The 14,871-nt window shown below is 45.0% G+C and carries 10 protein-coding genes; 6 read left to right on the top strand and 4 right to left on the bottom strand.

Going from position 1 to position 14,871, the window contains the following annotated elements; genetic code table 11:
• Nucleotides 1–17 precede the first annotated feature (17 nt).
• The 4 genes from cbiQ to AC3WVG_RS00625 all read right to left on the bottom strand — a co-directional run bounded on the left by cbiQ (nucleotide 18) and on the right by AC3WVG_RS00625 (nucleotide 2,947).
• Nucleotides 18–785 carry a cobalt ECF transporter T component CbiQ gene (gene cbiQ / locus AC3WVG_RS00640; RefSeq protein WP_488796249.1) on the bottom strand — a complete coding sequence of 256 codons (768 nt, stop codon included), beginning with the start codon at nucleotides 783–785 and terminating at the stop codon, nucleotides 18–20.
• Nucleotides 786–833: 48 nt separating this feature from the next.
• The gene (locus tag AC3WVG_RS00635; protein WP_488796248.1) at nucleotides 834–1,451 is read right to left on the bottom strand and encodes a hypothetical protein; all 618 of its coding nucleotides are present in this window, start codon (nucleotides 1,449–1,451) and stop codon (nucleotides 834–836) included.
• A 75-nt stretch (nucleotides 1,452–1,526) separates the two neighbouring features.
• A complete protein-coding gene (gene cbiM, locus AC3WVG_RS00630) occupies nucleotides 1,527–2,123 on the bottom strand; it encodes a cobalt transporter CbiM (protein WP_488796247.1) in 597 nt (198 codons plus the stop codon).
• Between the two features lie 56 nt (nucleotides 2,124–2,179).
• A complete protein-coding gene (locus AC3WVG_RS00625; RefSeq protein ID WP_488796246.1) occupies nucleotides 2,180–2,947 on the bottom strand; it encodes a DUF4198 domain-containing protein in 768 nt (255 codons plus the stop codon).
• Between the two features lie 209 nt (nucleotides 2,948–3,156).
• Between AC3WVG_RS00625 and AC3WVG_RS00620 the strand changes: the two genes are divergently transcribed.
• From AC3WVG_RS00620 to AC3WVG_RS00595, 6 genes are all read left to right on the top strand, one after another.
• A complete protein-coding gene (locus AC3WVG_RS00620) occupies nucleotides 3,157–3,684 on the top strand; it encodes an O-acetyl-ADP-ribose deacetylase (RefSeq protein ID WP_488796245.1) in 528 nt (175 codons plus the stop codon).
• Between the two features lie 143 nt (nucleotides 3,685–3,827).
• Nucleotides 3,828–4,376 carry an ATP-dependent protease subunit HslV gene (gene hslV / locus AC3WVG_RS00615; RefSeq protein ID WP_488796244.1) on the top strand — a complete coding sequence of 183 codons (549 nt, stop codon included), beginning with the start codon at nucleotides 3,828–3,830 and terminating at the stop codon, nucleotides 4,374–4,376.
• Between the two features lie 199 nt (nucleotides 4,377–4,575).
• Nucleotides 4,576–5,916, top strand: coding sequence for an ATP-dependent protease ATPase subunit HslU (gene hslU, locus AC3WVG_RS00610; protein ID WP_488796243.1), 1,341 nt, complete (start codon nucleotides 4,576–4,578; stop codon nucleotides 5,914–5,916).
• 324 nt (nucleotides 5,917–6,240) lie between these two features.
• Nucleotides 6,241–7,638, top strand: a complete 1,398-nt coding sequence (locus AC3WVG_RS00605) for an outer membrane homotrimeric porin (RefSeq protein ID WP_488796242.1) — start codon at nucleotides 6,241–6,243, stop codon at nucleotides 7,636–7,638.
• Nucleotides 7,639–8,083: 445 nt separating this feature from the next.
• Nucleotides 8,084–9,808: a B12-binding domain-containing radical SAM protein gene (locus AC3WVG_RS00600; RefSeq protein WP_488796241.1), complete on the top strand. Its 1,725-nt coding sequence runs from the start codon at nucleotides 8,084–8,086 to the stop codon at nucleotides 9,806–9,808.
• Between the two features lie 129 nt (nucleotides 9,809–9,937).
• Nucleotides 9,938–14,095 (top strand): acyl-CoA dehydratase activase, encoded by a 4,158-nt coding sequence (locus AC3WVG_RS00595; RefSeq protein WP_488796240.1) that lies wholly within the window; start codon nucleotides 9,938–9,940, stop codon nucleotides 14,093–14,095.
• Nucleotides 14,096–14,871 lie beyond the last annotated feature (776 nt).

Genomic DNA, 14,871 nt, shown 5'->3' with positions numbered 1-14,871 from the left:
AATAGCGAAGCGTTGAATTATTTTGAAAAAATAGGGTTTATATATTCCAGCATCAACAACACGAAGGCAAATATAGATGATGTCAGGAAAAAGGAAAAGTCTTTTTTGGTCAAGGAGAATTTGTGCAGAGAATAAAATTTTCCCTGGAAGCCCCGGCAGAGCATGGCCTTGTGCACCTGTTCTGCCCTGTCCCACGATCTGACGAGGATAAGGCCCAAAAGGCAAGCATAAGTTTTATAGGTGTGGAGGTTGGTTTTAGGGTTAAATCCCCTCACTTTCAGAGACCGTAACAGCCTTTTTTTTTCTTCTTCGAGGACAAAAATATACCTGAATGAAAAAATCAGTAAATAGGTAAGCTTTTCTGGCAGGCCTAGCTGTTGTAAGGCATAGCCAATGGTAGGCACAGGGATGGTGGAAATAAGAGCAATAAAGATGGTCATAATTGCATTGGCTTTTAAAGTAATTTGCAAGGCCAGAATCAATCCCTCTTTGCTGGCAGATAACGGGCCAAGAGAGAACAAGGTCTGCCCCGGATAGGAAAACGGGAGCACTGCCCAAAGAAAAAGTATAAATGTATTAATGACCAAGAGCCTGGATAGAAGCTTTTGCAGGGGAAGAGATGAAAGAAAATAGAGAATTACTGCACCGGCAATACCAGCACTGAGGATAGGCAACGAAGAACTAAGAGCCAGGATAACTGACAAAATAAAAGCCTGGACCAGTCTTATTCGCGGGTCCAGGCTATGAATAAAAGATTTATAAGCTACAAACTCCTGCTCAAGCATTTTAACCCGAATCTACGTAGTTCACTAATTAAATTTAATGTCCGCTCTCTACTTTTTGCTCTTGAAATACATGGCAATGCCCATAAGACCCAGAATATAGCCAATGCCCCCAAAAATGTCAGCAAAACTTATCGGTCTTTCCTGTAGAAGAGTAAGCTTTTCCATAACCGGCTTAAGTTTTCGATCCAGGACTTTGTTCAAGACCTTTTCCAGGCTGGCGGTATCTATGCTACCGGCTGCTCCAACCTTTGACTGAAGCTCTGTTTCAGATTTTTGGAATTCTTCAGGCGTATCAATATCAGTAGCCTGTGTCGTATCTTCGGACATTTCATCCTCAACAAGTTCATCAGCCGGGATAGGCCATGTGTTCTTATGGCCCATACCAGCAATCAACTCAACTTCAAGATCCAATTTTTCTTTAATGGCCTTTTGAGGAATAGGTATAGAAACCTCTCCCTGGTCATTAGTCTTACCCTGGACCAAAACTTGGCCACTCTTTTTATCCAGGATCTTGACCTGGCAATCTTGCGCCTTGTTGCCAGAGGCAAATTTTCCCGTACAATTGATTTTTCCCCCTTCTACCCAACAGAAAACATTTACCCGATGGGCCAGAGAGGAGCTAATAAAGCCTAATGTAAGAATGATGGTCAATAATAATTTAGCCATGTTAGTTCCTAGTCTTTGTTTTTGGGTTTCTGGTTTTTATTCAATAATCAAAACTCAACACACCGTTTCTCCGCTTCACCGTTTCTCTATCATTTCAGGCCGGACCTTGTGTAGAAAAGAAACCGTCAAGCTGGCAATTATCCCCTCCACGACCATGACCGGAATATGGGCAAGAATAATGAGTTTAGCTGCCGGCAAAAAAGCCTCCCCAGAAAAAGCTAGACTTATGGCCACCAAGAGTCCGCTACCCAAAATGCCCAGGGCACCCAGGCAGAAATTTACAAATATATTTTTTTTGAGCTTTACAGGCAAACTATAATAGATCAAACCGCAGACAAGCGCAGGTCCTGCCATAATCACAGTATTTACTCCAAGGGCAGTGAGCCCTCCAAATTGAAACAATACTGCCTGCAAGAACAAAGCTACCAAAATAGCCAGAATGCAGGCTGGTCCCAAAATAATTCCGGTCAAACCATTCAAGACCAGGTGCATATTAGAGGGTCCGATGGGCACATGGATTAAAGAGGCCACAAAAAAGACCGCTGACAGGATGGCGGTCTTGGGAATCTGATTATAATCCAATTTTTTTAGGGCCCAGGCCGTGCCGATAGCAGTTAGTCCGGCCCCGGTAAGCAGTACTGGAAGACTTAAAACACCTTCAGATATATGCATGTGTCTATCCTTATCAGGCCAGATCTATACGATAATGATCTGGCCTGTACTTGGTTTTACTTTTCTTGCCAATCCAGAAATTGGACCCAGAGTATAGCCCCAATCTCCACATCCTTGTCCTGACCGTCTTTTTTTATTTTAAAATCAGCAGTATTCAAGCCTGCAAATCCCCACCAACCAGCTCGAGGAGGAGTATAAGTAAAAACACCATTGGCATCGGCCTTGACCACTTGAGTGATCATGTATTCTGAAGGAGCCTTTACCTTATGTCCCTGATTGTAGTACTCGATTTCAACCTCACAATAAGGCACGGGTTTTCCATCTACCAGCACCTGACCTTGAAAAGTATTCCCGGCATACAGACCAAAGGGACGGGTCAAGGGAATAATCTCTGTTTTCAAACCAACGGGTTCATCCCAGCCCTCTTCATCGCCAAAGGCAGCTACAATGGTTTTTGTATAATGAATAATGAAGCAGTCTTCTGCTGGCTCCCAGTAAGGTTTGGGCTCCATATAAAATCTATAGACTCCGGGCCATTTCACCTTAAACTTGGTTTCCCAGGCAGTATGCCCCATGACTTTGGTCTTTTTGAGCTTAGAAAGTAAGTCTTTGTTTTTGGAACCCACCTTAACACCAAATTTAGCAGGCTTAACCAGCTCCATGCCTATCATCTCAAAAGGATGAGAAAAGGATAATTTCAAATCAACCACTTTATTCTCCGGTGCAACCATGGACTGAGAAGGAATGACCATGCCAAAATGAGCCAGACACACAGAAGGGATTAAAACCAAAAGAACAGACATAAAAAACTTAAAAATACGCATAAAAAAACCTCCGTTTTGATGATTAAAATATAACTACTTATAATGTAAAACTTATTTGAAAAACGTATCACTTGTCAAGAAAAAAATAATTTTTCTGTCTCCTGACTTGACGTTGAAAAAGCTATTCTTATTCTTTTCTTGACAAGCGATTTCTAGTTTGTTGAGCTTACCTGTCTTTTTTTAAGTATAAATTTCAAAAATATTTAGCTATGAACAACAAAATTCATATTATTTATGGAAATCTTACCGAGGCAAACGTAGAGGCCATTGTTAATGCAGCCAATTCGCGCCTGGCTGGAGGTGGAGGCGTGGACGGAGCCATCCACCGGGCAGCCGGGCCAGAGCTTCTTCGGGCCTGCCAAAAAATCGTGGCTGAAAAGGGATACCTTCCCCCGGGCCAGGCGGTAATTACTCCGGGCTTTAATCTCCCGGCCAAATATGTTATTCATACAGTTGGACCCATCTGGCACGGAGGGCAAGGTAGAGAGAAAAAGGTCCTGGACCAGGCTTATGCATCTTGTCTTGAACTGGCCAGCGCACACGGAATAAAAACCATAGCCTTCCCGGCTATTAGTTGTGGAACCTATGGCTTCCCCATGCAACTGGCCATTCCCATTGCCATAAGCAGATGCATAAAAGGGCTTGAACAGGGACTGGTTCAGGAAATTTATTTTTATTTATATTCAAGGGAAAGCTATGAGCTTTGGGCTAAAATGGTTGATGAGTTGATGGGATAATGAGTAGATGGGTAAATGGGTGGATGGGGCAAAGATTAAAAGCAATATTTAATTCATTATCCCTTTTACCCATTCACCCATTTACCCATCTACTCATTATCCCATTCACTCATACACCCAATCAAAGGAGCTAAAAATTGGATATGACTATTAAAGGAACAACAATTCTAGCGGTTAAGGATGATCATGGCCTGGCCATGGCCGGGGACGGACAGGTAACCCTTGGTCAGGGCGTGATCATGAAACACACTGCGAGAAAAGTCAGGCGATTATATAAAGACCGTGTTGTGGCTGGATTTGCCGGTGCCACGGCTGATGCCTTTACTCTTTTTGAACGTTTTGAAGCCAAGCTGGAAGAATTTAGGGGCAATCTTGTCCGGGCCAGCGTGGAGATGGCTAAAGACTGGCGGACAGACAAATTCCTGCGTCGCCTGGAAGCCATGCTTGTTGTGGGCAACATCCAGAACCTATTGATTATCAGCGGCGCCGGAGATGTCATAGAACCGGATGACGGTATTGTGGCCATAGGCTCAGGCGGCCCCTATGCCCTTGCAGCAGCCAGGGCCTTGAAGCAAAATACCGACCTTTCCACCAGAGATATTGTTTTAAAAGCCATGCATATAGCCGCTACAATTTGTGTGTACACGAATGACAATTTTGTAGTAGAAACCATAGGCGAGACGGGAAGCTAAGAAGATTAGGAAGTTAAGAGGATGGGAAGATTAGAAGTTGGGAAATTAAGAAGTTTTGAGGATGAGACTGAACTTATATTCTTCTGAGCCCTACTAACATCTTATCTTCATAACTTCCTGACTTCCTCTTCATGAAAGGTATGAGGAGATACTGTTCAACAACAATTAAAACCAAAAATTACATAAATCAGGATATCATATGAGTACAACTTTGACACCAAGAGAGATCGTTTCCGAACTGGATAAATATGTTATTGGTCAACGAGAGGCCAAAAAAATGGTGGCCATTGCCCTGCGCAACAGATGGCGCAGACAAAAGCTAGATCCGGAGCTGAGGGATGAAATAGCACCTAAAAATATAATTATGATCGGCCCGACCGGCGTGGGCAAAACAGAAATTGCTCGTCGCCTAGCCAAACTGGCCGGCTCGCCTTTTTTTAAGGTGGAGGCGACAAAATTTACAGAAGTAGGCTATGTAGGCCGAGACGTAGAGTCCATGGTTCGCGATTTAATGGAGATTGGCGTGAGCATGGTACGGGAGGAGGAAATCCAGCGCGTCAAGGTCAAGGCCGAAGCCAATGCTGAAGAAAGGCTTCTGGATCTCCTTTTGCCAATAAAAAAAAGTCCCACTGAGTTTGGTACTGGTGAAGTAGAACCCACACATGATTCCACCAGGGAGAAGCTGCGCAAATTGTGGCGTGAAGGTAAACTTGATGACCGTTTTGTTGAGGTCAGTGTCAAGGCACAGGGCCCACATGTCGAGATCATGGCCATGCCAGGCTTGGAAGATATGGAAATGCAGTTTCGGGATATGTTTAGCCGCATTTTTCCCAAGCGCAAGAAAACCAAGAAAGTCAGGGTCAAGCAGGCTTATGAACTTTTGGTGCAGGAAGAAAGCGAACGCCTTGTGGACATGGACAAGGTCATAGAGATTGCCAAAGAAAGGGTGGAGCAGAGCGGAATTATCTTTATTGATGAGATCGACAAGATTTGCGGCGGCAGCGGCCAGACCAAGGCAGATGTCTCCAGGGAAGGAGTGCAGCGGGACCTATTACCTGTGGTAGAAGGATGCGTGGTTAACACCAAATACGGCATGATCCGCACAGACCATATCCTGTTTATTGCTGCTGGCGCATTCCACTACTCCAAGCCTTCGGATCTGGTACCTGAACTGCAGGGAAGATTCCCTTTGCGTGTGGAATTAAAGGCCCTGACCAAAGATGATTTTTACCGTATTTTAACAGAGCCACAAAATGCCCTGACCAAACAGTACAAGGCACTTCTCGCCACAGAAGGGATAGAGATAGAATTTACAGACAGCGCACTAAAGGAAATCTCTGCCTTTGCCCAAAAGATAAACGATGAAACAGAGAACATTGGCGCCAGAAGGCTTTATACAATCATGGAGAAAATCCTGTCTGATCTTTCTTTTGAAGCGCCAGAAAGGCAGGGAGAAAAGGTGGTCATTGATGAGGCCTATGTGCGCGAACAGCTCAAGGATGTGCAGGAAGACAGGGATCTGTCCAGGTATATTTTGTAAAGACTTAAGAAAGAAGTTGAAAAGTTTGGTGAATTAATTCCCAGACTTTCTCAACTTCCTTTCATCCCATCTTCTTAACTTCCTCCTGATAACGCGCAGCAAAAGGGAACTGTCCACGGAACACTTTCGGCTCCGGTTCAAAAATTTGGCCGGTAAAAAATTTTTAACTTTTGTCAAAAAATTGCCAAAAAATGCTTGCTATTTTAAATGCAAGCCTATATAGATAGCAGTTGATTTAGGTGTCAGGGTTCTTTGACAAACGAGTATTTTTTATTAACTTCCTGAAAATTTTAAAAAATTTCAGGTAAAAGGAGGAAGATTTTCATGAAACGTTTAGCAATTCTGGCTATTCTAGCTGCCTTCATCCTGGGCACAGTAGCCACTGCTTCTGCTGTTGACATCAAGGCCAAGGGTTCTTGGCGGGTGCATGCCAACTGGATAGACAATAAAAACTTTCAGGACGGCGATGACCCTAACACAACCGCTGGTGACGGTAATAGCGAAGATGACTTTGCTGTTTATCAGCGCGCCAGAGTATGGTTTGATTTCGTAGCCAGTGAAAATGTTAAGGCTGTGCTAGGATTGGAAATTGGAGACTCAAGGTGGGGTCAGAGTGATACAGGGGCTGGCTTAGGTGCTGATAAGACAGTAATTGAAGTAAAACAAGCCTATCTTGATTTTAATGTTCCCAACTCTGAAGTTAATGTAAAAGCTGGTGTTCAATGGGTAGAACTCCCCAGCAACTTGGGTTCTTCTATCATTGGAGGTGACATGGCCGCTTTAGTTGTCTCAACACCTTTCAATGACATGATCAGCCTGACCGCTGGATATGCAAGACCTGTTGACTTAAATGCTGAAGATTCAGGTGAAAATGCAAATGACGAAGTAGATGTTATCTTTTTGGCCTTACCTATCAATGCAGATGGCATTGCCTTAACTCCTTTCTATGCCACAGCTTTTGTAGGACAAGACAGCAATGGGACCCAAAATGGCAAGGCTCCACTTGCAGGCTTAGAGGCTATCAACGCTACTGGTCTTGCTGACAATGTCAATGCATGGTGGGCAGGCGCAAGTGTAAAAGTTGATATGCTCGATCCAATCGTTATTCTGGCTGATCTCAACTATGGTCGCTTTAATGCTGACAAAGACCAAAACGACCGTGCAGGTTGGTACTTTGACTTGGCAATTGATTACAAGATGGATATAATGACACCTGAACTTTTCTTTATCTACTCCACCGGTGATGATGACGACCCAACCGATGGCAGTGAAACAATGCCTTCCCTCTACACTGAGTCCTTTGGACCAACAAGCTTCGGTTTTGCTGGTTCATCTTTTGCGGAAGCTGATGCTGCAATAACCGGCGCTGCAGGCGTAGGACTGGGCATCTGTGCAGTTGGTCTCAAGCTCAAAGGCATGAGCTTCATGGAAAACATGTCCCACGATTTCATCGTCATGTATGCTAAAGGCACAACTGACAAAGATTTGGTTGATAAATATAAAGGAGAGTGGGACGAGACATTGACTGAAAAAGATTCTCTCTGGGAAGTCGACTTCAACACCAAGTACCAGATGTATGAAAACCTAGCAGCTATTGTAGAGCTTGGTTATGTAAAAGTTAATTATGACGAAGACCTTGGCAACAGAACCACTACTACACGTAGCGATTACAAAGACGAAGCTGCTTGGAAACTCGCTGTTGGCTTCAAGTACGACTTCTAATCTCACCTAACTTCAACCCTGACGCCATTATAAAGCCGGAAAGGTGCTTACCTTTCCGGCTTTTTTTATGGGCTTGTTCTGCAGACTGGATTTTGACTAAAGGGGCTTAAAGTTTACTTTTGATTCTTTTGGTAAACTTTGTAACCATTTTTACCTATTGAGACAGCGATTTTAACCCAGTGGGTGAGATTGCCACGGGCAGCTTCGCTGCCCTCGCAATGACAATCTCGCCCCCCTGTCATTGCGTGTGTAACGAAGCAATCTCAAACATTAAACTGCAACAAAATCGCTCATTAGGATTTAACAAGACAACTATAGAAAAATTCCAATTCCAGGAGAAGCAACACACATCCTAAAGCTTGAATTCATCGCAAGAGTTGCATAACAAACCTATAAATTCACTATCTGTATCGATAAAACCTTCAATAAACTCATTACCAACAAAATGAAAATCCTACTCTTTTACCCACGCTGCCTTAATGAAAGGGTGACGGATCAGGATCACCTGATTGTGCCTATCGGGCTTTATTCCATTGCAGCCCTACTTATTGAAAAAGGATATGAGGTTGAAATCATCAATTGCTATGATTTTGACCCAAGCCCTGAAACCCTGAGGAGCCTGTTCCTTCAGAAAAAACCGGATGTGATAGGCTGTTCAGTGTATAATGCCAACAGATGGGGGGCCTTGGATATTGCCAGGATAGCCAAAGAAGTTTTGCCGGACTCATTTGTAGTTTTTGGCGGGGTGGCTGCCACTTTTATGTGGAAGCATTTTTTAAGACATTTTGATTTTGTGGACGCCATAGTCCTGGGAGAAGGCGAATACACTTTTTTAAACCTGCTCAAAGAACTGGAAAAAGGTGAAAAGGGAGATGTTTCAAGGGTTAAGGGACTAGGCCTGCGTAAAGATGGCCAGATTACGAGCACTGGAGAAGCTGAATTCATTCAGGATCTGGATAAATTACCCATCCCGGCAAAATATTTCACTTACAACCATTTGTCGCTAAGCCGTGGCTGTCCTGGAAATTGTTCTTTTTGCGCTTCACCAAGATTCTGGAAACGTAAAGTCCGCTTCCACTCGGCTGATTATTTTGTTGAAGAACTGGAACTTCTAACGCGAAAAGGGGTTAATTTCTTCTACATTTCCGATGACACCTTTACACTGAAAAAATCATTGGTCATTGAAGTTTGCCAAAAAATTTTAGCCAGGAACCTGGACATTACCTGGGTGGCCATTTCCAGGGTGGATCGCATTGACGAAGAAGTGCTCTATTGGATGCGCAAGGCCGGCTGCATTCAAATAAGTTTTGGGGTGGAAAGTGGCTCTGAAAAAATACGTCAAAGGCTGAACAAAAAATTCACCACAGAAGAAATCATAAAGGCCTTTGAGTTAACCAGGTCTTATGGTATTTTGCCCCGCGCCTATTTCATCTACGGCTCACCAGGAGAGACCAGGCAGACCATCCAGGAAAGCATAAAATTGATGCAAAAAATAAAACCCTTGAGCGCTGTATTTTATGTTTTGCATCTGTTTCCAGGCACGTCACTCTTTGATGAATACAGTCGTAAACTAAGACTGGGCGACAAGGTTTGGCTGGAGAAGAGAGAAGATTTTCTTTATTTTGAGCTCGATCTAAAAATAAAACAAAAGGACATACTCAAATTTGGAAAAACATTGCGCTCAAACTTCTACACAAGCCTTCCCAGGTTTGCCCTGGAAATCGAGTTGAAGGACATCAAAAAATTTTATCCCCTGTATGCGGATTTTTATTCCCGACTGGCCATGACCTTTAGTCATGGTGACTATGCCCGAATAGAAGCCATTCCCGATAAAGAGCAAGTGGCTCAAGAGTTATATGCCAAATCCCTAACCTATTCCCCCAACAGCCGAGCTTATCTTGGCCTTGGAATTCTGGCCCAGAAAAGAGGTGACTACCTGGATTCTGTAAATATTCTCAAGCAAGGGGTGACATATTTTCCAAACAATGATATGTTGAATATATGTCTGGGAATAAGTTTCATGAATCTGGGTCAGTATGATCAGGCTCTGAAGCATTTTCTTCCTTTTGAACACAACCCACAGGCATTGGCCAATATTGTTGCCTGCTACCATGCCCTGAAGGATTATCAGCGCAGGGATGAATACCAGAGACGACTGGAAGGCAGATAGGGAGATGAGAGGATGGGAAGATGGGCGACTACGGACTTTCAATTTCACCCTTATTCTCCAACCTTCTTTTCTTCCTAACTTCTCAGCTTCTTAAAAGAAGCTTCTTAACTTCTACACTTAAGGAACTACGTGAAAGATCTCCTTTACCCCGGTCTTGATGTCGGCTCAGGCACGGCCAAGATCATTGTCCTGGACGGCAGAGGCAAAATCATCCACGAACGCTATAAACCCACCCACGGCCAGCCCCTGAAGATGGCTGCCGAATTCCTTGTGGAACTGGAAAAATCCTTTGCTGAGGAGAATTTCGCCTCCCTTGTCTGCACCGGCAGTGCCGGCAAATCAATTGCCAGGCTCCTGGGAGTTGAGTTTATAAATGAAGTCATTGCTCATACCAGGGCAGTTGAGTTCTTTTTCCCCCGGGCAAGGACAATTATTGATATTGGAGGAGAGGATTCCAAGCTGGTTTTGTTAGGACGACAGAGAAAGGGAAAAAGGCTTTATATTGAAGACTTTGCCTTAAATACCCTTTGTGCAGCCGGGACCGGGGCCTTCCTGGACCAGCAGGCAGCGCGGCTTGGTTATTTAATAGACGATTTTTCCAGCCAGGCACTAAAAGCCAAAAGGATACCAGCGCTTGCCGGGCGGTGCACGGTATTTGCCAAGTCAGACATGATCCACCTCCAGCAAATGGCAGTTCCTGACTACGAAATAATCGCCGGCTTATGTTTTGCCATCATCCGCAATTTAAAGAGTAACCTGGCCCGTGGTAAGGATGTCCTCGCGCCGGTTGTCTTTCAGGGAGGAGTGGCAGCCAACCTGGGAGTGAGGCGGGCGATAAAGGAAATCTTTTCTCTAAAAGAAGGAGAGCTGATTATCCCTGAACACTTCGCCACCATGGGCGCAATTGGCGCGGCCATCTTCTCCCGGGAAGAAGACAAAAGAGATAATCAGTGGCTGCAAAAAAGAGCTCTTCTAAAAAAGGGACCAGTGGAGACCGAGCGCTTGCCATCCCTTTCTGTCGGTATAAGCAGGAGCAGGAAAAATGTTTCTCTCGACCATCCATCCTCGAATCACACCTTTTTAGGAATAGATGTGGGTTCTGTCAGTACGAAAATAGCGGCTATAACCTTGGGAGATAATAATGATGGATTTCAGGTCATTGCCAAGACCTACCTGCCCACCTCGGGCCGTCCTCTCCAGGCGATTAAAAAGGCCTTGGCGGGCATCGCCAAACAGATGAAACCGGGAACCGTGGTCGCTGGTGTAGGATGCACGGGCTCTGGGCGCTATCTTTGTGCGGATTTTGTGGGGGCAGATGTGGTACGCAACGAGATCACTGCCCAGGCCAAAGCAGCTCTGACCATAGACCAGGATGTGGAGACGATAATTGAAATCGGAGGCCAAGATTCCAAGTTCATCTCTCTTCAGGATGGAGTAGTTTTGGACTTTACGATGAACAAAGCCTGTGCCGCGGGTACAGGTTCTTTCCTTGAAGAACAAGCTGTCCGCCTTGGAATAAATATAGAAGATTTTGGCGATCTGGCCATGAAAAGCCGGGCCCCTGTTAAAATGATGGAAAGATGCACAGTCTTTATGCAATCGGATCTGGTCCACTACCAGCAGCAGGGAGTAACCAAGGAAGATCTGGCCGGAGGATTATGTTACGCCATCGTCTATAATTACTTGAACAAAGTAATGGAAAAGAGAAAGGCCGGGGAAAAAGTGTTCTTTCAGGGAGGAACGGCCAAAAATAAAGGTATTGTTTCTGCTTTCTCCAAGGTCTTGCAAAAAAAGGTTATTGTGCCGAAATATTGTGAAGTAACTGGCGCAATTGGAGCTGCCCTTTTAGCTGCTGATGAGAAGATACCGCGCACCAAATTTAAAGGCTTTGAGCTAAGCGAGCTGGATTATTCTGTTTCTACTTTTGAGTGCTCTGGCTGTGTCAACAGGTGTCAGATCCAGAAGTTGGTCACAGCGGACAAGGATACCTTTTTCTACGGAGCCCGCTGCGAAAAATACGAGAAAGCAAGGCCATCTAAGGCCGTTCTTCCTGATCTTATAGCGGCCAGGAATGAGTACCTAACTCGGTGGCAGATAAAAAACCAGGACAAAGAAAAAATCGGTATTCCAAGAGCCCTGGTCTTTATGGAGTGGCTTCCTTTTTTTGGGGTTCTTTTCCAGGAATTGGGTTTTGACGTGGAACTCTCTGATCATTCCAACGGTGAGCTCATACAGCAGGGAACAGGAGTCGTGGTCACTGAGACCTGTTTTCCGATCAAGCTGGCCCATGGCCATCTTTTAAATCTCATCCACAAAAAAGGAGTGAAAAACATTTTTCTTCCCCAGATCGCAGACCTGTGCCAGGCAAACCCTGCGGGGACAGAAACAGAAGGGTCAGGGCAGACATGTCCATTGATTCAAAGTCTACCGTGGATAGCTCCCTCCTCTATTGACTTCAAGGCCAGCGGGACGAGACTTATTCAACCTATACTGCGCCCCGGGCGTTCGACTCATTTTAAAAAAGGCTTTAAATCCCTGGCAAAAGAATTGGATGTTAGCTGGAGGGAGATGAATCGAGCCCTGGACATGGCATGGAGTGCCCAGAGAGAGTTTTGGGGTTCTCTTATAAAAAAAGGAAAAAAAATCCTGGATGAGAGACAAGGAGAAGACCTCCTTATTCTGGTTGGCCGGCCATATAATGCCTTTGATCCGGGATCCAGCCTCCACCTCTCGCAAAAGCTGTCCCGCATCGGGGCCCTTGCCTTGCCCATGGATTTTCTTCCCCTTGAAATAAATGACCCCGATATCTACTGGGGGTATGGCCAGAAGATACTGGCCGCAGCCAGGTTCATAAGCTCCAGCAAGAGGCTGTTCCCTATATACGTGACCAATTTTGCCTGTGGTCCTGACTCTTTTATCTTTCCCTTTTTTAAAAAGGCCATCGGTGATAGGCCTTGCCTTGAACTCGAGATTGACGAACACAGCGCAGATGCCGGGATCATGACCAGAATCGAGGCCTTCTGGGACAGCCTGAAAATGAGAAAAAGAAAAAGCTATTCCCTGACCAAGGGCAGGAAACCGCCTCAATCAAAAATAAAAAAAGGGCTTTCTGGAAGAACACTTTTTATCCCCTATATGTCAGATCACGCTCTGGTTCTGGCGGCCAGCTTTCGGAGCTTTGGGATAAAGGCCCAGGCTCTGCCTCCTTCAGACGACGAGACCCTCCGGCTCGGCCGGGAGGTGACATCCGGCAAGGAATGTCTGCCACTCGTACTCACTCTTGGAGATATGCTGAAACTCCTGCGAAAGACCTGTTTGAAGGAAAACCAGATAGCCTTTTTTATGCCTACCACCACAGGCCCTTGCCGCTTTGGACTTTACAACAAGCTACAAAGACAGATCATAAATGAACTGGGCTTCAAGAAAGTGGATATCTTCTCTCCCGATCAAAGCGCAGCATATGGTGATTTTGACCAGATAAGCGGAAAGTTTTCCCGCCTGGCGTGGCAAGGGATTATGGCTGTTGATGTGTTGCAGAAGCTCTATAGTGAATTCAAACCTTACCTGCTATCGCGCGAAAAAGGAGAGCAACTCTATAGCTCCTTCCTGGGAAAAATAGGACGGGCAGTGGAAAAAAAAGGGGACATCCTCCATTTGATGAAGGATGCCTGGAAGGAGTTTTCCCGGCTTCCCTACCGGTCCAATCCCAGACCTGTGGTCGGAGTGATCGGAGAGATTTATGTTCGTTCTAACCAGGTGGCGAATAGTAACCTGTTTAACACTCTGGAAAATCTGGGACTGGAGGTCTGGACGCCTTTTATGGGCGAATGGCTCAACTACGTGAACTTCACGTCCAGACGCTGGGCATGGCGTGAGGGGCAGTGGAAGAGACTTTTCAAGCTGCTGGTAGAACATTTGATACAAAAAAGGGATGAGGAGCGCTTTTTCTCCCTGGTGAAGAGACTTCGTTCCATGCCTGAACCGGACACATCAACTCTAATCAACTGGGCTAAAGATTACATCCACCCGGAGTTTGAAGGGGAAGCTATTTTGAGCGTGGGTAAGACCGTGGATTACATACGCAAAAAGGCAGCTGGAGTGATTAATGCCATGCCCTTTTCCTGCATGCCGGGAAGTATAGTGGATGCTGTATTAAAGAGGCTTAGGCAAGATTACGCAAAATTTCCTGCCCTAACCCTTTCTTTTGACGGCCAAAGGCAGACAAACATCCTGACCCGACTTGAAGCTTTTGTATATCAGGTAAAACAATACGAACGCATTCCGTAGCGCTGCTGTGAGCCAAGGCTCAGTAGTTTAAGAATCCAAGGCTCTTTCTTTTTTTTTTTAACTCCCCACTCTCGACTCCCAGAATCTTGAGAGTCTGTGGCCAAACCTTACTTAAGAGGACAATATTTCATACTTTTTTCAATCCTGATTTCTTTCATGCTGGTGTAAATGCCTGGACCCATCTAAGGCTTGCTTGCGGGCAGAGCATAATGGCAGACTTGGAATAAATGAAAATTCTTTTTATTGCCGGCAGTTATGGCAAATAGACCCCAAGATATTTAGCTTTGTCGCCCCGATGCTCTGCTTAGCCTCAAGCTTCCCCAAGATGGTTTACCCAGCCCTTTGCAAGGCTTTCAAGAAATCAGGATTTTCAATCTGGTGCTCAGAATGGGGTTTGGCCACAGACTCTTCACTCAAAATGTTAGCCCGTTACTTGACAACATGACATTTGATTCATAATGTGACGTTTCGTTCATAATTTGAATATGCATTCTAGGTTTCCAACTCAAAAAATTTCAAGGCCCTCATTAAACTAGACCCGTCAAAGGCGGGATTCGTAAATAACATACAACCTAAGTTGAGCGATTTTTTTGCACTCCTAACTTTGAGATTGCTTCGCTCCACTTTGCTTAAGCTCGCAATGACAGGGGCGAGATTGTCATTGCGAGGGCAGCGAAGCTGCCCGTGGCAATCTCACCCTTTGGGTGAAAATCACTCAACTTAAGTACAATTTACCGGACGCACCCCACAATTTTGGACAAAATCTATAAAAAAAG

The sequence above is a fragment of the Desulfovulcanus sp. genome, from assembly GCF_982781345.1.
Note: the sequence above shows the minus strand (reverse complement) of the source record. Positions and strands in the feature narration are given on the sequence as shown.